Origin of the sequence: Enterobacter cloacae complex sp. AR_0002, assembly GCF_001922365.1 — a bacterium.
Taxonomy (GTDB): domain Bacteria; phylum Pseudomonadota; class Gammaproteobacteria; order Enterobacterales; family Enterobacteriaceae; genus Enterobacter; species Enterobacter hormaechei_C.
Genome location: NZ_CP018814.1, coordinates 1096723 through 1118390 on the forward strand (window position 1 = coordinate 1096723; position 21668 = coordinate 1118390).

The 21668-nt window shown below is 53.2% G+C and carries 18 protein-coding genes and 2 pseudogenes; 17 read left to right on the top strand and 3 right to left on the bottom strand.

Going from position 1 to position 21668, the window contains the following annotated elements; all coding sequences use genetic code 11:
- The first annotated feature begins 4 nt into the window (after nt 1-4).
- Nucleotides 5-1087, top strand: a complete 1083-nt coding sequence (locus AM329_RS05465; protein ID WP_032609322.1) for an ABC transporter ATP-binding protein — start codon at nt 5-7, stop codon at nt 1085-1087.
- Nucleotides 1088-1152: 65 nt separating this feature from the next.
- Complete coding sequence (locus AM329_RS05470; RefSeq protein WP_032609320.1) at nt 1153-2067, top strand: OmpG family monomeric porin; 915 nt, start codon at nt 1153-1155, stop codon at nt 2065-2067.
- Nucleotides 2068-2100: 33 nt separating this feature from the next.
- Here AM329_RS05470 and AM329_RS05475 read toward each other — a convergent pair whose 3' ends face one another.
- The gene (locus AM329_RS05475) at nt 2101-3111 is read right to left on the bottom strand and encodes a LacI family DNA-binding transcriptional regulator (protein WP_003856881.1); all 1011 of its coding nucleotides are present in this window, start codon (nt 3109-3111) and stop codon (nt 2101-2103) included.
- A gap of 155 nt (nt 3112-3266) precedes the next feature.
- Between AM329_RS05475 and AM329_RS05480 the strand changes: the two genes are divergently transcribed.
- From AM329_RS05480 to tyrR, 3 genes are all read left to right on the top strand, one after another.
- Entirely contained in the window at nt 3267-4664 is a 1398-nt protein-coding gene (locus AM329_RS05480; protein ID WP_032609319.1) for a YcjX family protein, read from the top strand.
- Complete coding sequence (locus AM329_RS05485) at nt 4661-5713, top strand: YcjF family protein (protein WP_032609317.1); 1053 nt, start codon at nt 4661-4663, stop codon at nt 5711-5713. Before AM329_RS05480 ends, AM329_RS05485 begins: the two co-directional genes overlap by 4 nt.
- 111 nt (nt 5714-5824) lie before the next feature.
- Nucleotides 5825-7366: a transcriptional regulator TyrR gene (gene tyrR / locus AM329_RS05490; RefSeq protein ID WP_003856887.1), complete on the top strand. Its 1542-nt coding sequence runs from the start codon at nt 5825-5827 to the stop codon at nt 7364-7366.
- A 34-nt stretch (nt 7367-7400) separates the two neighbouring features.
- Here tyrR and tpx read toward each other — a convergent pair whose 3' ends face one another.
- The gene (gene tpx, locus AM329_RS05495; protein ID WP_003856889.1) at nt 7401-7907 is read right to left on the bottom strand and encodes a thiol peroxidase; all 507 of its coding nucleotides are present in this window, start codon (nt 7905-7907) and stop codon (nt 7401-7403) included.
- Nucleotides 7908-8013: 106 nt separating this feature from the next.
- Here tpx and ycjG point away from each other — a divergent pair, with 106 nt between their 5' ends.
- Nucleotides 8014-8979 carry an L-Ala-D/L-Glu epimerase gene (gene ycjG / locus AM329_RS05500; RefSeq protein ID WP_023324778.1) on the top strand — a complete coding sequence of 322 codons (966 nt, stop codon included), beginning with the start codon at nt 8014-8016 and terminating at the stop codon, nt 8977-8979.
- On the opposite strand, the gene mpaA is transcribed toward ycjG, so the two are convergent.
- Complete coding sequence (mpaA, locus tag AM329_RS05505) at nt 8970-9683, bottom strand: murein tripeptide amidase MpaA (protein WP_022651338.1); 714 nt, start codon at nt 9681-9683, stop codon at nt 8970-8972. The genes ycjG and mpaA overlap by 10 nt on opposite strands.
- 183 nt (nt 9684-9866) lie before the next feature.
- On the opposite strand from mpaA, the gene AM329_RS05510 reads away from it, so the two are divergent.
- The 11 genes and pseudogenes from AM329_RS05510 (at nt 9867) to dbpA (ending at nt 21631) form a co-directional block, all read left to right on the top strand.
- Complete coding sequence (locus AM329_RS05510) at nt 9867-11483, top strand: ABC transporter substrate-binding protein (protein WP_032609316.1); 1617 nt, start codon at nt 9867-9869, stop codon at nt 11481-11483.
- A 614-nt stretch (nt 11484-12097) separates the two neighbouring features.
- On the top strand, nt 12098-12589 hold the full coding sequence (gene tssB / locus AM329_RS05515) for a type VI secretion system contractile sheath small subunit (protein ID WP_003856899.1): 492 nt from the start codon (nt 12098-12100) through the stop codon (nt 12587-12589).
- Nucleotides 12590-12629: 40 nt separating this feature from the next.
- Nucleotides 12630-14165, top strand: a complete 1536-nt coding sequence (gene tssC, locus AM329_RS05520) for a type VI secretion system contractile sheath large subunit (protein WP_032610232.1) — start codon at nt 12630-12632, stop codon at nt 14163-14165.
- 15 nt (nt 14166-14180) lie between these two features.
- A complete protein-coding gene (tssK, locus tag AM329_RS05525; protein ID WP_032609314.1) occupies nt 14181-15521 on the top strand; it encodes a type VI secretion system baseplate subunit TssK in 1341 nt (446 codons plus the stop codon).
- Nucleotides 15518-15823: pseudogene (locus AM329_RS05530) on the top strand (DotU family type IV/VI secretion system protein); the annotation flags it as partial. The gene tssK and the pseudogene AM329_RS05530, both read left to right, overlap by 4 nt.
- 472 nt (nt 15824-16295) lie before the next feature.
- Complete coding sequence (locus tag AM329_RS26075; protein ID WP_223831786.1) at nt 16296-16736, top strand: VasL domain-containing protein; 441 nt, start codon at nt 16296-16298, stop codon at nt 16734-16736.
- Between the two features lie 28 nt (nt 16737-16764).
- Nucleotides 16765-17252: pseudogene (locus AM329_RS05540) on the top strand (hypothetical protein).
- A gap of 316 nt (nt 17253-17568) precedes the next feature.
- Nucleotides 17569-18699 (top strand): methyl-accepting chemotaxis protein, encoded by a 1131-nt coding sequence (locus tag AM329_RS05545; RefSeq protein ID WP_022651306.1) that lies wholly within the window; start codon nt 17569-17571, stop codon nt 18697-18699.
- 90 nt (nt 18700-18789) lie between these two features.
- The gene (gene zntB, locus AM329_RS05550; RefSeq protein ID WP_032609311.1) at nt 18790-19773 is read left to right on the top strand and encodes a zinc transporter ZntB; all 984 of its coding nucleotides are present in this window, start codon (nt 18790-18792) and stop codon (nt 19771-19773) included.
- 280 nt (nt 19774-20053) lie between these two features.
- Nucleotides 20054-20200 (top strand): hypothetical protein, encoded by a 147-nt coding sequence (locus AM329_RS25860; protein WP_275427718.1) that lies wholly within the window; start codon nt 20054-20056, stop codon nt 20198-20200.
- 57 nt (nt 20201-20257) lie between these two features.
- Nucleotides 20258-21631, top strand: coding sequence for an ATP-dependent RNA helicase DbpA (gene dbpA / locus AM329_RS05560; protein ID WP_032609310.1), 1374 nt, complete (start codon nt 20258-20260; stop codon nt 21629-21631).
- The last annotated feature ends 37 nt before the right edge of the window (nt 21632-21668 follow it).

A 21668-nucleotide genomic window follows, 5' to 3' on the forward strand; every position in this document is an offset into this window, starting at 1 on the left:
AATAATGGCTCAACTGTCTCTGAAACACATTCAGAAAATTTATGATAACCAGGTCCACGTGGTGAAGGATTTCAACCTCGAAATTGAAGACAAAGAATTTATCGTCTTCGTCGGTCCATCGGGTTGTGGGAAATCCACGACGCTGCGAATGATTGCCGGCCTCGAGGAGATCAGCGCGGGTGAACTGATTATTGACGGGGTTTGCATGAATGATGTTCCCGCAAAGTCCCGTGATATCGCGATGGTCTTCCAGAACTATGCGCTCTATCCGCATATGACGGTCTACGACAACATGGCGTTTGGCCTGAAAATGCAAAAAATTGCGCCCTCCGTCATTGAAGAACGCGTTACCTGGGCGGCACAGATCCTGGGCTTGCGCGATTATCTCCAGCGTAAACCTGGCGCGTTGTCCGGCGGTCAGCGTCAGCGCGTGGCGTTAGGCAGGGCGATAGTGCGCGAAGCGGGGGTGTTCCTGATGGATGAGCCCTTATCCAACCTCGATGCCAAACTTCGTGTGCAGATGCGCGCTGAAATCAGCAAGCTGCATCAGAAGCTTAATACCACCATGATTTACGTGACGCACGATCAGACGGAAGCCATGACGATGGCGACCCGCATCGTGATTTTAAAGGACGGCATCATTCAGCAGGTGGGCGCGCCGAAGCAGGTCTACAACGAACCGGCGAATATGTTCGTTGCAGGATTTATTGGCTCACCGGCGATGAACTTCATTCGTGGCGCAATCGACGACCGCTATTTTGTGACGGAAACGCTGCGTCTGGAGATCCCGGAGGACAAGCTGGCCGTACTGAATGCGCAAGGTTACCAGCGTAAAGCGGTTGTCTTTGGGATCCGTCCGGAAGATATTCTCACCGTACAGCAAAGCGGCGAAAACATCACGGCAAAGATCAGCGTTGCTGAGCTGACCGGGGCTGAATTTATGCTTTATGCCACCGTGGGTGGGCATGAACTGGTTGTCCGTGCGGGAGCGGCGGATGATTACGTTGCCGGAGATAATATCGGCATCCAGTTCGATATGAATAAGTGCCATTTCTTCGATGCTGATACTGAAACAGCTATTAGATAAGAAAGGTATTCGCCGGAAATGAAAGTTTCCGGTTTTTTGTATGTTAATTATAAAGGAATATTTTAATGAGTACTCTACTAAGAAGTGCTGCGCTCGTCCTGTGCGCAGGGGTGAGCTGCGCGCAAGCAACTGAATCAGCCAAACAGTGGGAATTTAATATTGGCGCCATGTATGAAATTGAAAACGTCGAAGGTCAGGCCGACGATAAAGATGGATTATATGAACCCTCCGTGTGGTTTAATGCCACTTGGGATGCATGGACCATTTCGCTGGCTATGTATCAGGAAGGGCCGGTTGATTACAGTAGCATGACGCGCGGCACCTATTTCGATCGTCCCGAAGTAGAATTACGCTATCGTATTATTGGTACCGATGATTTCACGCTGGGACTGACGGGTGGTTTCCGTAATTACAGCTATCATTTCAAAGATGAGGATGGCGCGAAAGCGGGCAGCGCAAATATGCAGCGCTATAAAATTCAACCGGACTGGGATGTAAAATTAACCGATGACTGGCGTTTTGGCGGATGGTTTGCCATGTACCAGTTTGCGAATGACCTGGCAAAAACCGGTTATTCTGACAGCCGTGTTGAAACGGAAACCGGTTTTACCTGGACAATTAACGAAACCGTCTCTGCAAAAGTTAATTACTATTTAGAGCGGGGTTTCAATATGGACAGTTCACGTAATAACGGTGAATTCTCCACTCAGGAAATCCGTGCGTATATGCCTGTTTCATTAGGACAGACAACCCTGACGCCGTATACTCGTCTTGGGCTTGACCGCTGGACAAACTGGGACTGGCAGGACGATCCGACACGTGAAGGGCATGATTTCAATCGTCTGGGATTGCTCTATGCTTATGACTTTGCGAATGGCCTTTCCATGACGCTGGAATATGCCTACGAATGGGAAAACCATGACGAAGGCGAAAACGATCGCTTCCACTATGCGGGGATCGGCGTGAATTACGCGTTCTGACAGGATGTTACCAGGGGCGTTTGCCCCTGGTTTTTAGCGTAATGAAGCCGCATCTGAAAAATGCGTTTCAACCAATACCTTATGCGGGGCAGGTTTACCCGCAATGCACCTGAACAACAAATCGCAGCTCTCTTCGCCCAGCTTTCTCGTGGGGATATCAAAACCGCCTGGTGCAGGGGTTAAAATGAGAGATAGCATCGGGTCGCTGTATCCTGCCATTGCGACCTGTTCCGGGATCGTCAGATTTAGCTCATCCGCGGCACGATAAAGACTCAGCAATTTCATGCTGTCCGTCGCAAAAACCGCATCGGGCGGGTTGTCTGATGAGAGTAGCTGACAGGCCGCCTGAAGCGCGCTTTCATGGGTATATCCGCCATCAATAACCCAGTCCGGATTAATCGCAATACCGTGCTTCTCAAGGCTCGATTTATAGCCCGCCAGGCGATCGATAGAAACGTGATAATCTAGCGGGGCATGCAGGCAGGCAATTTTAGTGCGACCATGTTTGATAAATGAGTCGGTTAATATGGCGCTGTCGTGGAAATTATCCGTGTCGACAGAATAGATATTCTGGTAATTGCCTTCCACTTTACCAATAACGACCACGGGCACACCGTATTCGTCCAGCGTCGCGAAAAAAGACTCGTTCGCCGGCGAGCTTAGCATGATGATCCCTTTGATCATCTTCTGCTTTATTTTACCCACGCATTTTTGCAGATCATCTTCGCTGCTTTTGGACGTTTGTAAAATAACATCAAAACCTTCTTCTTCTGCTTTTGCCGTTATGGCATGCAGTACATCAGAGAAAAACGGATTCCCTGCGGTGGTTTTGGTTGAACGGGTCGAAATAACCATAATGGCGTCGAAGCCAGAAGAGGTGAGTGCGCGGGCAAGTTTATTCGGTTGATAATTTAATTCTTCTATCGCCTTCAACACCTTTTCGCGCGCTTCAGGAGAAATATTCGTTTGTTTATTCAGAACGCGCGACACGGTTGATTTCGAAACGCCAGCAACACGGGCAATATCATAGATGGTGGGTGACATACACCTTACTCACTCCAGACGGACAGCAATTGCGCCCATCTTACTGGAGAGAAAACGGCAATAGCAATAATTAAGAATTGATAATCAACGATCTGCCCCAATTTACTGTATTCTGAAGTGACTTTTTTCAGGGTTCCAGGCAATGAAGGACGGCGATGAAGCGACTTAAAAACGAATTCAATTCTCTGGTGAACCGTGGCGTTGATCGCCATCTGCGTCTTGCCGTGACGGGGCTGAGCCGCAGCGGTAAGACAGCATTCATTACGGCGATGGTCAATCAGCTGTTGAACCTGCATGCAGGGGCGCGCCTGCCACTGCTTAGCGCAGTGCGCGAGGAGCGGTTGCTGGGGGTGAAACGCGTACCGCAACGTGATTTTGGCATCTCCCGTTTCACCTATGATGAAGGTCTGGCGCAGTTATACGGGGAACCTCCCGCCTGGCCCACCCCGACGCGTGGCGTGAGCGAAATCCGTCTTGCGCTTCGTTTCCGCTCGAATGAATCCCTGATGCGTCACTTCAAAGAAACGTCCACGCTCTATCTCGAAATTGTGGATTATCCGGGAGAATGGCTGCTCGATTTACCGATGCTGGCGCAGGATTACCTGAACTGGTCCCGACAGATGACCGGTTTGTTGCAGGGGCAGCGGGCAGAGTGGTCGACCAAATGGCGCCAGCTTTGCGAAGGGCTGGACCCGCTGGCGCCGGCGGATGAAAACCGTCTGGCCGTCATAGCCGAAGCCTGGACGGATTACCTGCATCAGTGCAAGCAGGAGGGGTTGCATTTTATTCAGCCGGGCCGCTTCGTTCTGCCGGGTGATTTAGCCGGTGCTCCCGCGCTACAGTTTTTCCCGTGGCCGGACGTTGACAGCATCGGCGAATCGAAACTGGCGCAGGCGGACAAGACCACCAACGCCGGTATGCTCCGCGAGCGATACAATTATTACTGTGAGAAGGTGGTTAAGGGCTTTTATAAAAATCACTTTTTACGCTTTGACCGCCAGATCGTGCTGGTGGACTGCCTGCAACCGCTCAACAGCGGGCCGCAGGCGTTCAATGATATGCGGCTGGCGCTGACGCAGCTGATGCAAAGCTTTCATTATGGCCAGCGTACGCTGTTTCGCCGTTTGTTCTCGCCGGTCATCGACAAGCTACTGTTTGCCGCCACAAAAGCTGACCATGTGACGGTCGATCAGCACGCCAACATGGTATCCCTGCTGCAACAGCTGGTGCAGGATGCCTGGCAGAATGCGGCCTTCGAAGGGATCAGCATGGACTGTCTGGGGCTGGCGTCCGTACAGGCTACGCAGAGTGGGTTGATTGACCTGAATGGCGAGAAAATTCCGGCCCTGCGGGGCAACCGTCTCAGCGACGGTGAGCCGCTCACGGTCTATCCGGGGGAAGTTCCGGCGCGTCTGCCGGGCCAGGCTTTCTGGCAAAGCCAGGGTTTTCAGTTCGAAGCCTTCCGTCCGCAGAGCATGAACGTTGATCAGCCATTGCCGCACATCCGTCTGGATGCTGCGCTGGAGTTTTTAATCGGAGATAAATTGCGATGACGGAACCGTTAAAACCTCGCATTGATTTTACCGGCCAGCTTGAGCAGACGCCCCATGAGGCGTTCAAAACGGCGCAAACCTTCAGCGGCCCGCAGGCTGACAACTTTGCTCCCGTGCTGGCAGACGAGCCGATGGTTGAAGAGGGGCAGGCGGAAGCGGTGGTTGATGCGGCACTGCGCCCGAAACGCAGCCTGTGGCGTAAGATGGTGACCGCCGGGTTAGCCCTTTTTGGTGTGAGCGTAATCGGCCAGGGCGTGCAGTGGGGCGTCAATGCCTGGCAAACGCAGGACTGGGTGGCGCTGGGGGGATGCGCCGCCGGGGCGTTGATTGTTGGTGCGGGCGTTGGCTCAGTCGTCAGCGAGTGGCGTCGCCTCTGGCGTTTGCGTCAGCGTGCCCACGAACGCGATGAAGCGCGGGATCTGCTGCACAGTCACGGCACAGGAAAAGGGCGTGCTTTTTGTGAAAAGCTTGCGGCTCAGGCCGGGATAGATCACTCTCACCCGGCGCTTCAGCGCTGGTATGCGGCGATCCACGAAACCCAGAATGACCAGGAAGTGGTCACGCTCTATGCGCACATTGTTCAGCCGGTACTGGATGCGCAGGCTCGTCGTGAGATCAGCCGTTCGGCGGCGGAATCTACCCTGATGATCGCCGTCAGTCCGCTGGCAATGGTGGACATGGCCTTTATCGCCTGGCGCAACCTGCGTCTGATCAACCGCATCGCCAGGCTGTACGGCATTGAGCTTGGCTATTACAGCCGACTGCGCCTGTTCAAACTGGTGTTGCTGAATATCGCCTTCGCCGGGGCAAGCGAACTGGTACGGGAGGTCGGGATGGACTGGATGTCGCAGGATCTTGCGGCGCGTCTCTCTGCCCGGGCGGCGCAGGGGATTGGTGCCGGTCTGCTGACGGCACGCCTGGGTATCAAAGCGATGGAGGTTTGTCGTCCACTCCCCTGGATCGATGGCGATAAGCCGCGGCTGGGGGATTTCCGTCGCGAATTGATTGGCCAGCTTAAAGAGACGCTCAATAAAAAACCTGCTCAGTGAGGTTTTGTTTACTAATCGTGCGGGCTGTCAATATTTGTTGACAGCCACCTTCCCGAACACCGTGATCTGACATATCATTTTACTGTTATTGGCTTAAACGGTGAATTTCCCATGCGTCTGGAAGTCTTTTGTGAGGACCGTCTCGGTCTGACCCGCGAGTTACTCGATCTTCTTGTTTTACGTAGCATTGATTTACGTGGCATAGAGATCGACCCTGTCGGGCGAATTTACCTCAATTTTGCCGAAATTGAATTTAATACCTTCAGTAGCCTGATGGCGGAAATCCGCCGTATCGCTGGCGTTACGGATGTACGTACCATCCCCTGGATGCCGTCCGAGCGGGAACATCTTGCGCTGAGCGCGCTGCTGGAAGCAATGCCGGAGCCGTTTCTCTCTCTCGATCTGAAAAATAAAGTCGAGCGCGTTAACCAGGCCAGCTGCCAGCTGTTTGCGCAGACTCAGGAAAAACTTATTGGGCACCACGCCACGCAACTGATCACCGGTTTTAATTTCCAGCGCTGGCTGGACAGCAACCCGCAAAATACCCATAGCGAGCATGTCGTCATCAACGGACAGAATTTCCTGATGGAGATCACGCCGGTCTACCTGAAAGGGGAAAATGCCGCGCGGGTGCTGACCGGCGCAGTGATCATGCTGCGCTCCACGGTGCGAATGGGGCGTCAGTTACAGAACCTTTCCAGCCAGGACGTCGGCGCATTCAGCCAGATTATTGCGGTGAGCCCGAAGATGCGTCATGTGATCGACCAGGCGCGCAAGCTGGCAAATCTTACGGCGCCGCTGCTGATTACCGGGGATACCGGTACGGGGAAAGATCTGCTGGCGCATGCTGTGCACATGGCCAGCCCGCGTGCGGCAAAACCGTATCTGGCGCTGAACTGCGCCTCTATTCCTGAAGATGCCGTTGAAAGTGAGCTGTTCGGGCATGCGCCGGAAGGTAAAAAAGGCTTCTTTGAACAGGCGAATGGCGGCTCGGTGCTGCTGGACGAGATTGGCGAAATGTCGCCACGCATGCAGGCGAAACTGCTGCGTTTCCTCAATGACGGCACGTTCCGCCGCGTGGGGGAAGATCATGAAGTTCACGTGGACGTGCGCGTCATCTGCGCCACCCAGAAAAACCTGGTGGAGCTGGTGCAGAAAGGGGTATTCCGCGAAGATCTCTACTATCGTCTCAACGTTCTGACGCTCAATATTCCGCCGCTGCGCGATTGCCCACAGGACATCATGCCGTTGACAGAACTGTTCGTGGCCCGTTTTGCCGATGAGCAAGGCGTGCCGCGCCCGAAGCTCTCTGCCGACCTGGGCACCGTGCTGACGCGTTACGGCTGGCCGGGCAATATTCGTCAGCTTAAAAATGCGGTCTATCGCGCATTAACTCAGCTTGAAGGGTATGAACTGCGCCCTCAGGATATTCTATTGCCGGATTACGATGCCGGGACGGTCTCGGTAGGCGAAGAGGCAATGGAAGGCTCGCTGGATGACATCACCAGCCGTTTCGAGCGTTCGGTGTTAACGCAGCTATATCGCAGCTATCCGAGCACGCGCAAGCTGGCTAAACGTCTTGGGGTGTCACATACCGCGATTGCGAATAAGTTGCGCGAGTATGGGTTAAATCAGAAGAAGGGTGACGAATAAATAAAAAAGCCTCTTTGCAGAGGCTTTTTTACGTTTAGGCTTTAAGCGCCTCAAGTGCAGCGGTGTAATCCGGTTCGGTAGTGATTTCGTTAACCAGCTCACTGAAAACAACGTTGTCGTTTTCGTCGATCACCAGCACCGCTCGAGCAGCCAGACCCTTCAGCGCGCCTTCGGAAATGGCAACACCGTATTTCTCCAGGAAATCCGGGCTGCGCAGAGTGGAAAGGGTGATGACGTTGCTCAGGCCTTCAGCGCCGCAGAAGCGGGACTGGGCAAACGGCAGATCAGCAGAAATGCACAGCACTACGGTGTTGTCCATTTCGGTCGCCAGCTGGTTGAATTTACGCACTGATGCAGCGCAAACGCCAGTATCGATGCTTGGGAAAATGTTCAGGACTTTACGTTTGCCAGCAAACTGGCTCAGCGTGACGTCAGACAGATCTTTAGCCACCAGAGTAAAAGGCTGTGCTTTGCTGCCAGACTGTGGGATGGAACCTGCAACAGCAACCGGGTTGCCCTGGAAATGAACGAGTTGTGACATAGGTATCTTCCTGTTTACAAATAGTTAACGTCGTGGCTAGTGTATGTCATCCGCAGTTAGCACGGCAAACCAATTTTCTGCCTTTCCGGCCTGCAAGGAGTCAGTGATGAGAAGCGTTAAGGTCTATGAAGAAGCCTGGCCATTGCACACCCCGTTTGTGATCTCGCGCGGCAGCCGTAATGAGGCCTGCGTGGTCGTGGTTGAATGTGAAGAGGACGGCGTAAAAGGCGTCGGGGAATGTACCCCTTATCCTCGCTACGGAGAAAGCCTGGCGTCAGTCATGGCGCAAATTATGACGGTAGTGCCCGAGTTGCAGGCGGGCCTGACGCGTGAGGCTCTTCAGCTTCGGTTGCCGGCCGGCGCGGCACGCAACGCGATTGACTGCGCACTCTGGAGTCTGGAAGCGGCGAAACGACAAAAACCGCTGCCTGCGCTGCTGGACGTTACGCTGCCGCAATCGATCGTCACCGCGCAAACGGTGGTCATCGGTGAACCAGAGCAAATGGCCGCCAGCGCTCAGGCGTTGTATGCCACAGGTGCAACATTATTAAAGGTGAAGCTCGACGATCGTCTGATTAGCGAACGCATGGTCGCCATTCGTGCGGCGGTACCTGATGCCACTCTTATCGTCGATGCGAACGAATCATGGCACAGCGAAGGGTTGGCAGCCCGTTGTCAGCTGCTTGCCGATCTGGGCGTTGCCATGCTGGAGCAACCCCTCCCGGCAGAAGACGATGCCGCGCTGGCGAATTTTATTCATCCGCTTCCCGTCTGTGCAGACGAAAGCTGTCATACCCGTGAGAGCCTGTCAGCCCTCAAGGGACGTTACGAAATGGTGAACATTAAGCTGGATAAAACAGGTGGATTAACCGAGGCTCTGGCTCTGGCACAAGATGCGCAGGCGCAAGGCTTTGCTCTGATGCTGGGCTGTATGTTGTGTACGTCCAGAGCGATCGGCGCTGCACTCCCGCTGGTGAACAGCGTGCGCTTTGCCGATCTGGACGGCCCAACCTGGCTGGCGGTTGACGTCTCACCCGCGCTGAATTTTACCTCCGGCGTACTTCATCTTTGAGGCTGCCAGCGCAGGAGATCTGTCATCGCCCGCAGGTATTTTTCGCTCGCTTCATCCGAGGAGATGGGCGGAAACTCTGCGGTGATACAGTGAAGGCTGAGGTCTGCGCACCAGCTGCCAAACGACCCGGGTGTTTCATAGCCAACGCTGCTCACCAGAGGTAGAGCAAACGCATCCGCCAGCCACTGCCCGAGCGCCGTATGACGAGGATCTTCAATACAGGCGAGGGGATCGTGGAAAGAGACAACCCAGGCCGGGTGGATCTTATGAATAAGCTGGCACAGCGCCTGAGTCTCCGGTTCGGAACCGGGTTTGTCTCCTGTGAGCAGGACCACATCTCGCTCCTGCGCCGAACTGTTCCAGCGATACACCGTTTCACCGGCGCGCCAGTTTGCCGCCGGGAAGTTCCTGTTCAGGTCAACGCCGCGTGCATTCGCCCGTAATCCAAGCTGACAACCGTCCGGGTTGACGGACAAAATCACATGATGACGTCGTAAATCGGGGGCCAGCGTACGTAGCGCGCACGAGAGCGTCACGACAGACGAGTTTTCATCGCCATGCGTGCCTGCAATGATTAAGCCGCTATTGCGATCGGCCTTGGGGGCCGGAAACCAGATCAGCGGCGCGCCTAAAAATGAGCGTCCATAATGTTCAGTTCCTGGCGGGAAGGCACCGCGTTCCGTTCTTGGTCGGGTAGTTGCCATAGTAAACCCTGATGATAAAGTCACTTCTGGCAGTGTTGTGCAAAAGCCGCGCTTAATCAAATAGTTTCCGTGTGTGTGGAAAATTGCCTGACATCAACTTTCCGGAGGAAGCATTTGCATTTCTCCGTTTCGAAACAAATAATTACGCATCTGCCTGTTACCTGACATCATTAAGGGGATCGTATGAAGCATCCTGTTTCGCTTCTTTGTACTGCGCTGTGGCTGTGCGGGCTTTCTTCACTTTCATATGCCGCGGAGGTTCCCGAAGGAACGGTTCTGGCGCAAAAGCAGGAGCTGGTTCGACATATCAAAGATGAGCCCGCTTCGCTCGATCCGGCAAAAGCGGTGGGGTTGCCCGAGATACAGGTGATCCGCGACCTCTATGAAGGGCTGGTGAATCAGAACGAAAAAGGGGAGTTAGTTCCCGGCGTGGCGACGCGCTGGCAGAGCAATGACAATCGCGTCTGGACGTTCACGTTGCGGGATAACGCTAAGTGGTCTGACGGTACCCCGGTGACGGCACACGATTTTGTCTATAGCTGGCGTCGTCTGGTTGATCCTAAAACAACGTCACCTTTCGCCTGGTTTGCGGCGCTGGCGGGCATTAACAATGCCCAGGCCATTATCGACGGCAAAGCTGCTCCGGATACGCTCGGCGTGACGGCGGTGGATGCTAAAACGCTGCGCGTGCAGCTTGACAAACCGCTGCCCTGGTTCAGCAATCTGACGGCTAACTTCGCGTTTTATCCTGTTCAAAAGGCCAATGTGGAAAGCGGTAAGGAATGGACGCGCCCTGGCGCGCTCATTGGCAACGGTGCGTATGTGCTGAAAGATCGCGTGGTGAATGAAAAACTGGTGGTTGAGCCAAATTCTCATTACTGGGATAACGGCAGGACGGTGCTTAAAAAAGTCACCTTTGTGCCGATCAACCAGGAGTCCTCAGCGACCAAACGCTATCTTGCGGGCGATATCGATATTACAGAATCGTTTCCGAAAAACATGTACCAGAAGCTGCTTAAAGATATTCCGGGACAGGTATATATACCGCCACAGCTTGGGACCTATTACTACGCGTTTAACACGCAAAAAGGCCCAACCGCGGATGCCCGCGTACGTCTCGCGCTCAGCATGACTATAGACAGACGTATTATGGCGGAAAAAGTCCTGGGGACCGGTGAGAAACCGGCCTGGCATTTTACTCCCGATGTCACTGCGGGCTTTACGCCGGAAACCTCGCCATTTGAGCAGATGTCACAGCAGGAGCTGAATGCGCAGGCGAAAACGTTGTTGCAGGCGGCAGGCTATGGCCCTCAGCGTCCGCTAAAATTAACGCTGCTGTATAACACGTCTGAAAACCACCAGAAAATCGCGATTGCCGTTGCATCCATGTGGAAGAAAAATCTGGGTGTTGACGTTAAGTTGCAGAATCAGGAGTGGAAAACCTACATCGACAGCCGCAATACCGGGAATTTTGACGTCATCCGTGCATCGTGGGTAGGGGACTACAACGAGCCGTCGACATTCCTGTCGCTGCTGACCTCCTCCCATAGCGGGAATATCTCACGATTCAACGACCCTGCTTACGATAAGATTATTCATCAGGCGACGCTCGAAACCACTGAAAAAGCGCGTAATGCCGACTACAACATGGCCGAGAAGATCCTCACCGAGAAAGCACCGATTGCCCCTATTTATCAGTACACCAATGGACGTCTCATCAAGCCATGGGTTAAAGGTTATCCGATAAATAACCCAGAGGATGTTGCGTACAGCCGTACAATGTATATTGAAAAGCATTAAAAAGAGGTCAGGGCGCTACGTGATTATGGTAAACATCCATTAACCGCATAAGCGCCCGCTCTCAGGGGGCATGATTTTACAGCCTGGTTAATACCGTATATCCCCTTCATATCAGCCCATCACTCATTGTCATGATGAATATCTTCAGAGAGATTCTTTCTCCCGTTTATCGAAAAACGCGTAGTCATTTATTCGCCATTCCTGTAGCAGTATAGTCATTACTGTTTTCAAGATTAAATTTGTCCGATACAGGATTTTTTCATATTCAGGCCATTTATTGAATTAAAACCTTATTTCTCTGCGCTGTTACGGGGCGTGTTAATAAATGCATTGATGTAAATCAATTATTCAACCTTATGGAACAATAAGTTCAATATTTCCAAACAAAGCAGTCATTCCTGCCAAATTAATGTGAACAAATGGTTAATATTTACTGTATGTCATGTATCTATGGCATTTATGAGTACAATAATTTAGTGGAATATTCTTAAGAAAAGTCCAATGGTAGATCTTTGATCTGAGAAGTTGATTTTAAATGGGCTTTTGCTCTAATATGGTTTTGTAAAGAAACGTCACTCACTTAACATTTATTTCTTTTAAAGAAAGGGACTGCTATGGCCGATTCATTCCAGAATGAGGTGCCCAAGGCACGCATAAATTTAAAGCTGGCTCTGCATACAGGTGGCGCGCAAAAGAAAATCGAACTGCCGCTTAAACTCCTCACCGTCGGTGATTTCAGTAATGGAAAAGAGAATCGCCCATTATCGGAAAGGGAGAAAATTAACGTCAATAAAAATAACTTCAACAGCGTACTTTCGGAATTTAACCCGGAAGTGAATCTGACGGTTCCTAACACAATGGCCGGGGATGGCTCGGAAGAAAGCATAAAACTGAATTTCTCCGATATTAAGGATTTCGAACCTGAACAGGTTGCCCGCCAGATCCCCCAGCTCCGCGCCATGCTGGCCATGCGTAATTTATTACGCGACCTCAAATCCAATCTCCTTGATAACGCCACTTTCAGAAAAGAACTCGAGAAAATTCTTAAAGACCCGGCGCTGTCTCAGGAATTACGCGACGAAATGAGTGCACTGGCCCCGAAATAAGCGGCATGTGTAATTTAATGGATTAACCGGGAATATGCTGATGTCTGTGAATACTGAAACCGCCTCCGCGCAGGGGCAGACCACCGTACTGGAAAAAGAGGGCGTTTACGCCTCCCTGTTTGAAAAAATCAACCTGACCCCGGCCTCCAGCCTGGGGGATATCAATGCGTTTCTGGATGACGCCGCGCTTTCTGACGCTCCGGCGGGTGAACGCCTGACGGCGGCGATGCAGGTGTTTATGGACTGCATCCGCAAATCCGGTCAGCCGGTGGAGAAGCTCGACAAAACGCTGATTGACCACCATATCGCTGAGCTGGATTTCCAGATCAGCCGTCAGCTGGATGCCGTAATGCATCACCAGGAGTTTCAGAAGGTGGAGTCCCTGTGGCGCGGCCTGAAGCAGCTGGTGGACAGCACCGACTACCGCCAGAACGTGAAAACCGAAATTCTGGATGTGTCGAAAGAAGATCTGCGCCAGGACTTTGAAGACGCGCCGGAACTTATTCAGAGCGGCCTCTACTGGCACACCTATACCGCCGAATACGACACCCCGGGCGGCGAGCCGATTGGCTCCGTGATTTCATCCTATGAATTTGACGCCAGCCCGCAGGATGTGGCGCTGCTGCGCAACATCTCTAAAGTGTCAGCTGCCGCACATATGCCGTTTATTGGCTCTGTCGGTCCGAAATTCTTCCTGAAAGACTCCATGGAAGAGGTGGCTGCAATTAAGGATATCGGCAACTACTTCGACCGCGCCGAGTACATCAAGTGGAAATCCTTCCGCGACACCGACGACGCCCGCTACATCGGCCTCGTGATGCCGCGCGTGCTGGGGCGTCTGCCGTATGGCCCGGATACCGTACCGGTACGCAGCTTTAACTACGTTGAGCAGGTGAAAGGCCCGGATCACGAGAAATACCTGTGGACCAGCGCGTCGTTCTCCTTCGCGTCAAACATGGTGAAGAGCTTCATCAATAACGGCTGGTGCGTGCAGATCCGTGGCCCGCAGGCGGGCGGGGCGGTGAAAGACCTGCCTATTCATCTGTACGATCTGGGCACCGGCAACCAGGTGAAAATCCCGTCTGAGGTGATGATCCCGGAGACCCGCGAGTTTGAGTTTGCCAGCCTCGGCTTTATTCCGCTCTCGTATTACAAAAACCGCGACTATGCCTGCTTCTTCTCGGCAAACTCCGCGCAGAAACCGGCGCTGTATGACACCGCAGATGCCACGGCCAACAGCCGCATCAACGCCCGTCTGCCGTACATCTTCCTGCTGTCGCGTATTGCGCACTACCTGAAGCTCATCCAGCGCGAAAACATCGGCACCACCAAGGACCGCCGTCTGCTGGAGCTGGAGCTGAATACCTGGGTGCGTAGTCTGGTGACGGAAATGACCGATCCGGGCGATGAGTTGCAGGCTTCTCATCCGCTGCGTGACGCGAAGGTAGTGGTGGAAGATATCGAAGACAACCCGGGTTTCTTCCGCGTGAAGCTGTTTGCGGTGCCGCACTTCCAGGTGGAAGGCATGGATGTGAACCTGTCTCTGGTGAGCCAGATGCCGAAAGCGAAAGCGTAACGTAAGGCAGGAAGCATGAGAACGGAACAACCGTTATGGGGCAGGGGCCAGATGGTCTCTCCCCAGCACTTCCAGCAACAGGCCGCCTATGCGGCCTGGTCTGCGGAATGTATCGCCCGACTGGGTCTCTCCCATCCCTGGGGGGGGATTAATGCCACTTTCGAACCGGATGTACTGAAGTTGGGCCGTCTACAGGCCCGTCATCTGCACCTCCGGTTCCCTGACGGGACATTAATCGATACGGATAATGCTGACGACCTGCCACCGGTGCTGGCGCTTGAGAGTGAAACACAGGACGTGGTGGTGGTTCTGGCTCTTCCGCTGCTGCGCGCGAATGGTGGCAACTGCCTTAAGCCCGATGAGGTGGCCGCGCGTCCTGTTCGCTATCGCCAGCGCTGGCGGGATGTCCGCAACCTTTTTGGCGATGACACCCGTCAGATTGCAGTGATGCGGCCAGAGCTGACGTTGCGATTTGCCCATCAGAACAACAGCGATTACCTGACCTGTCCGGTTGCCCGCCTGCAACAAGATTCGCAGGGGAACTGGGCACTTGATGAGACATACCTTCCGCCGCTGCTGGCGTTGCTGGGCAGCCGCTGGCTGATGACCCAGCTGGAGCAACTGTTGACGCAACTGCGCGCCCGTCTGGGCCGCCTGATGGACATGCGCCGGGAAAGTAATGAGCGCATGGCGGATTTTGCCGTAGCCGATGTTTCATTGTTCTGGCTGCTCAATGCCCTGAACAGTGCTGAGCCCGTGCTGGGTCAGTTTCAGCGCCACCCGCAAAGCCCGCCTGAGCGTCTCTATCCGGAGCTGGCAAGGCTTGCAGGCAGCCTGTTGACATTCTCGCTGGAGCATCAGGTCAGTGCGATCCCGGCATGGCAGCATGAGCAACTGAATAACGTCTTCCCGCCGCTGTTTGATTTACTTGGCGATCTTCTGGAAGCCAGCCTGCCGTCGCGGGTGGTGGCGATTGAGCTTGAGCATGATGACCGGCTTCACTTCTGGCAGGCCCGTCTGCATGATCCACGTCTGCGCGAAGGCGCTGATTATTACCTCTCCGTGCGTTCACCGATGCCGGTGGCACAATTGCAGGAGCAGTTCCCGCGCCAGTGCAAGGTCGGCAGTCCCGATCATGTCAGGAGTATCGTCAATTCATCGCGGGTGGGCGTCCCTCTGATGCCGCTGCGCCATGTGCCGGCAGCCATTCCACTGCGTCTGGAAAATCAGTATTTCAGCCTTGATGTCTCTCATCCCCTGGCCATCGAAATGTTCCAGAGCGGCACCTGTATGTTTTACGTTCCGGGAATGCTCGCCGAGCCTGAACTTGAACTCTTTGCGGTACTGAGAACATGAATGATCGTAAACGCGCTACTGCCGCGTTCATTGATATTGATGCCCTGTTACAGGACACCTGGCTACAGGTGATCAGTCTGCGTCACGGCCCGACATTCCAGGACGGGGAAGGGCGTACGCTTTGGGAGCGCTGCATTGATGATGTCGGGCGTGTGCAGCGAGAACTGAAAGCGAGCGAACTCGATGAAGCCAGCTGCCAGCATATTCTTACGGCACAGTGTGCGCTGCTTGATGAGGCAGTCAAAGGTCGCGGTGTGGAGGATGACGCCTGTATACAGTGGTATGACATTCCCCTATCAGGCTGAGGAGAATCTGAACGCTCTGAGTGACATGTTGCAGCGCCTCGAACTTAAGCATGCTGCTCAGCTTGATGCCCTGCGCTCGATGATGCAGAACGCAGCAGTGCGTCTGGAAAACAGCGAAAATACGGGCGTAAGTCTGCCGGGGAACGCGGTGGGGGCCGCGGAACTCCACCTCACAGAACCGACAGAGCGTTGTAAAAGGGTTTATGTGGTTCAGCCCGAGCCGTTGCTGAATAAAGAGCCTCCTGTATCCGTGAAGCAGTGGAAGCCATTTGCTGCGGGTATGTTGTCCATGCTGGTGGCTGCCAGTGTTGTCGCAGTGGGATGGCAGATGATGCATGCGCCAGATTCGGCGCAAATGCAGCTGGCCGCGTCCCTGGCTCCTATACCTGAAGGACTCTCTACAGCACAGTTGCAGGCGCTGCAACAAACGTCACCGCCACCTGAACCGGGGATCAGTAAGACACAGCAGATGTTAGCGCAGCTTTTGCATCTGAAACCAGACTGGGCAGTAAGCTACGGCGACCGTCTGGTGCAGCAGGCGCTGACGCTGTGGCCTGAAGAGGCCAAATCCCTGGCGCAACAGTGGCACACGCAGATTAGCGTTGCCGGGCTTGCAGAGTCAGATCTGAATGGCTGGCATCAGGGGATGACGCAGTTACAGCAGTTGACGAACAGGCTGAACGCGCTGGATGAACAGAAGGGGAAGTACATGACGGTGAGTGAACTGAAATCAGCCGTGTTTGCCATGTCGCAGTCCTTCAGCCATACCGTTCCGCTTGAGGAGCAGCTTCGTCTGCTTTCCATTTTACCTGCCGGGCAACCCCTGTCAGCAGCGCAGCTAAACCAGACCGAACAGCATCTTCAGCAGTTGATTGCCAGCTATGCTCTGCTGAAGCACCAAAAAGAATAATGAGACTGGCGAAAAACACGGAGTTGACATGTCAGCAAGAGAGCGTTTTTTTAAGAAAGTGCAGCAGAGCATCGGGGACAAACCGATCTATGTTAATACGGCTGAGGCCGAAGTCAGGGCGTTTTGTGAGCGGATGGAGGATCTTGCGCAGCAAATCATTACATGGTTTGAAGGTTCTGGTATTGAAATATTTTTATCTAAAAAACATATCACCGATTTAAGTACGGTTGGCTACAGCCTTAGTAGCGGTATATGTCGTTATGCTATTACGACGATCATTTTGCAAAATGGGGATCGCAGCGTCACCATTTTGCCAGAACAGGTGATCAGGGGGGCGGAGAAGGGGTGTGTGACGATGAGTATTACTGTCCCCGATAGTCTGTCGGGGCGAGGATATTCCATTTAAGCATGGCGCCTGAAGCAGGCTGGTATATTCGTCGCGGGCATCAAAGTGCAAAAGAGAATATCCTCATGACTGAGGACTGTTTTTTCCAGGCTATCGACTGTCTGGCCTGAACGTCAGCCACCCTAACGGAAGGGGCGTGCAATAACGTAGTTAATATATATTAACTACGTTAACTTATTAAGCACCACTAAACATCGGCACTCTACAGTATCTCTCCTTAAATATATAATTACCGTTATTGAAGGAGTATCAGTAACCAAACGACAAGCCAGATATTTACCGTAACACATGCTTTTTATCCGCCTTAAGTAAAACTGCACAAATCAAACTGCAAAACAACAAACCAGCGACGAACGTGAGGACAAATTCGTATGGCAATGCTATAACCCTTAATGCCAACCAAAATATAATGCCCCAGGAAAACGTATGCTAAGAAATATTAGTGTCAGAACGTTCATTGTCTATTTCCTTTTATGTGTATTTTTGGTAAGTGATGGAGTTATAGCGCTATTTTCACGGAATTCTTCGCTTTTTATTGCAGTCATAATTGTACAATTCATCGCATTATTTTTACTCTGGGCGTACATGACAAAATATCTTGTGACGCCGATCAATACTGTGAAAAAAAGTATTGAAGAAGTGACGTCAGGCAAACTTGGCGTGTCGATACCTGAATTTGGCAACAACTGTGCGGGACGTCTGATCCCGGGGATTAATAGTCTCTCCAGCAACATTGCAACGCTGGTCCGTGAGATCCGCGCCTCCTCGCAAACCGCGATGACCCTGTCAGATCAACTCTCTTCACGCAGCGCGCAGCTTTCCGTCAAAACAGAACAGCAGTCAGCTTCGCTGGTGCAAACGGCAGCCAGCATGGAAGAGATGGCTGCAAGTACAAAAAATAATGCCGACAATACCCGTTTAGCCAGCGAACAGGCGAATCTCGCGACGTTGCAGGCGCGTAAAGGCGGAGAGTTAATGGGGCAGGTCGCGAACAATATGCAGTCGATTACCGACTGCGCCCAGCAAATGACAGAGATTATCTCGCTGATTGACGGTATCGCTTTTCAGACCAATATTCTGGCGCTTAACGCCGCCGTTGAAGCGGCAAGAGCGGGCGACCATGGTAAAGGGTTTTCTGTGGTCGCGGGCGAAGTGAGAAGCCTTGCGCATCGTAGCGCCGAAGCGGCAAAAAATATTAAGTCATTGATTGAAGTTACCAGCCATAACGTGACACAGGGCGTTAACGTGGTCTCTGAAGCCGAAAAAAATATGCATGATATTGTTACCGGTTCGGGCAATGTGAGCAGACTGATGGATGAAATATCCGCCTCAACATCAGAACAGGAAAAAGGTATTTCACAAATTACGCAGGCATTGTCTGAGCTTGAACGCGTAACGCAGAGCAACGTGTCGATGGTTGAAGAACTCAATGGATCGTCAGATGTGCTGCGCAATCAGGTGATTGAGCTCCAGACACGAACACGTAATTTCCGTCTGGAAAATGAGCTCCAGGCTGACAATGCGTTAAGAAGCCGCGAATGGGCGGTGAATTCCTGAGCGTATTCAGGACGATGCCTCACATAATTATTGCTTAACCCTCGGCGAAAGCTAGACTGACACCGAAAGAGATAAAACGGTGGAGGCGCTGTGGAGAGCATCGAAGGGTCTGAGGTTAACGTACCTGACGCAGTTTTTGCATGGGTGTTTGATGGACGTGGCGGCGCAAGGCCGCTTGAAGATCAGGATCATATCGACAACGAACATCCATGCTGGCTGCACCTCAACTACACGCACCCGGACAGCGCCGAGTGGCTCGCGTCCACGCCGCTATTGCCCAACAACGTTCGGGATGCGCTGGCGGGAGAAAGTCTCAGACCCCGCGTCAGCCGGATGGGTGAGGGGACGTTAATTACGCTGCGTTGTATAAACGGCAGTACGGATGAGCGTCCGGATCAGCTGGTGGCCATGCGTGTTTATATGGATGAACGGCTGATTGTTTCCACCCGCCAGCGAAAAGTGCTGGCGCTGGATGACGTCATTAACGATCTGAAAGAGGGCACGGGACCAACGGATTGCGGCAGCTGGCTGGTGGATGTGTGTGATGCGTTGACCGATCATGCCAGCGAGTTTATAGAAGAACTTCACGATAAAATCATCGATCTGGAAGATAACTTGCTCGATCAGCAAATCCCCCCACGTGGTTTTCTGGCGTTGCTGCGTAAACAGCTCATCGTGATGCGCCGCTATATGACCCCCCAGCGCGACGTTTATGCGCGACTGGCCAGCGAACGCATGAGCTGGATGAACGACGATCAGCGCCGCAGAATGCAGGATATCGCTGACCGGCTCGGACGTGGTCTGGACGAGATTGACTCATGTATTGCCAGAACGGCAGTCATGGCGGATGAGATAGCCCAGGTAATGCAGGAGTCGTTAGCCAGGAGAACGTACACCATGTCGCTGATGGCGATGGTCTTTTTACCGAGTACCTTCCTGACGGGGTTGTTTGGCGTAAACCTCGGAGGGATCCCCGGCGGTGAATATCACTATGGCTTCACGACATTTTGCGTCATGTTAGTGGTTTTGATTGGCGGTGTTGCGTGGTGGTTGCATCGTAGTAAATGGCTGTAAATTTACGCTTTTCTGTGGCAGAGTCGGCTTCAAAACGACATTTTAATTGAGCGAAGTCAATAAACTCCGACCATGTTAGGTGCAATATTACTCCCGCAGGTGAATGCAACGTCAAGCGATGGGCGTTGCGCTCCATATTGTCTTACTTCCTTTTTTTGAATTACTGCATAGCACAATTGATTCGTACGACGCCGACTTCATAGTCGGCTTTTTTTTGCCTCCTGTTTATCTGCGTCTACCCTTTAGGGGTCAGCACCCTAATCTGGAGGAAAAGATGAGTATGCTACTTGCCCTGCAACGCCTGAACACCTGGCAGTCCGATCCGGTGCCCACCGATCCGACGCCGATACCCGATCCTGTCCCACGTCCGCAGCCGATGCCTGATCCACCACCGGATGAAGAGCCGATTAAATTGTCGCATCGTTAGCGCAGATCTGCGAGGATACGCGCCATCTGACTGCAATCATTACTACGAGAGTATATTGTGACCGCTTTTTCCACGCTGAACGTTCTGCCTGAAGCCCAACTGGCTAACCTGAATGAGTTGGGCTACCTCACTATGACCCCTGTCCAGGCCGCCGCGCTGCCGGCTATCCTTGAAGGCCGTGACGTGCGCGTGCAGGCGAAAACCGGCAGTGGAAAAACGGCTGCATTCGGGCTAGGCCTGTTACAACACATTGATGCAACCCTGTTTCAGACTCAGTCCCTGATACTCTGCCCGACGCGCGAGCTGGCCGACCAGGTCGCGGGTGAGCTGCGTCGTCTGGCGCGTTTTTTGCCTAACACTAAAATTTTAACGCTCTGCGGCGGGCAACCGTTTGGTGCGCAGCGCGATTCCCTTCAGCACGCGCCGCATATCATTGTGGCAACGCCGGGCCGTCTGCTCGATCACCTGCAAAAAGGCACCGTTTCACTCGATGCACTGCAAACGCTGGTGATGGATGAAGCTGACCGCATGCTGGATATGGGCTTCAGCGATGCGATTGACGAAGTGATCCGCTTTGCGCCAGCCACGCGTCAGACGCTGCTCTTTTCTGCCACCTGGCCTGAGGCGATTGCGGCGATCAGCGGGCGCGTGCAGAAGAACCCGCTGACCATTGAAATCGATACTGTCGATGCGTTGCCGGCGATTGAGCAGCAGTTCTTCGAGACATCGCAGCAGGGCAAAATTCCACTGCTACAAAAATTGCTGAGCCAACACCAGCCAGCGTCCTGCGTGGTGTTCTGTAATACCAAAAAAGACTGTCAGGCGGTGTGCGATGCCCTGAATGATGCCGGGCAGAGCGCATTATCGCTGCATGGTGATCTGGAACAGCGCGATCGCGATCAGACGCTGGTGCGTTTTGCTAACGGCAGCGCTCGCGTGCTGGTTGCAACGGATGTGGCGGCCCGTGGCCTGGATATTAAATCGCTTGAGCTGGTGGTGAATTTCGAACTGGCATGGGATCCGGAAGTGCATGTCCACCGCATCGGGCGTACTGCGCGTGCGGGTAACAGTGGTCTCGCCATCAGCTTCTGCGCACCTGAAGAGGCGCAGCGCGCTAATATTCTTTCGGAAATGCTGCAACTGAAACTCAACTGGGTGAATACCCCAGGTAATATCAGCATCGCTCCGCTGGCGGCGGAAATGGCCACCCTGTGCATCGACGGCGGTAAAAAGGCCAAAATGCGTCCCGGTGACGTTCTGGGGGCGTTAACAGGGGATATCGGTCTCGACGGGGCAGATATTGGCAAGATCACGGTCCACCCTGCGCATGTCTACGTAGCGGTTCGCCAGTCGGTTGCGCATAAGGCCTGGAAACAGTTGCAGGGCGGGAAGATTAAAGGGAAAACCTGCCGCGTTCGACTGCTGAAGTAAGCTTAAAACGCGTCTCAGAAACGATATCTGAGACGCT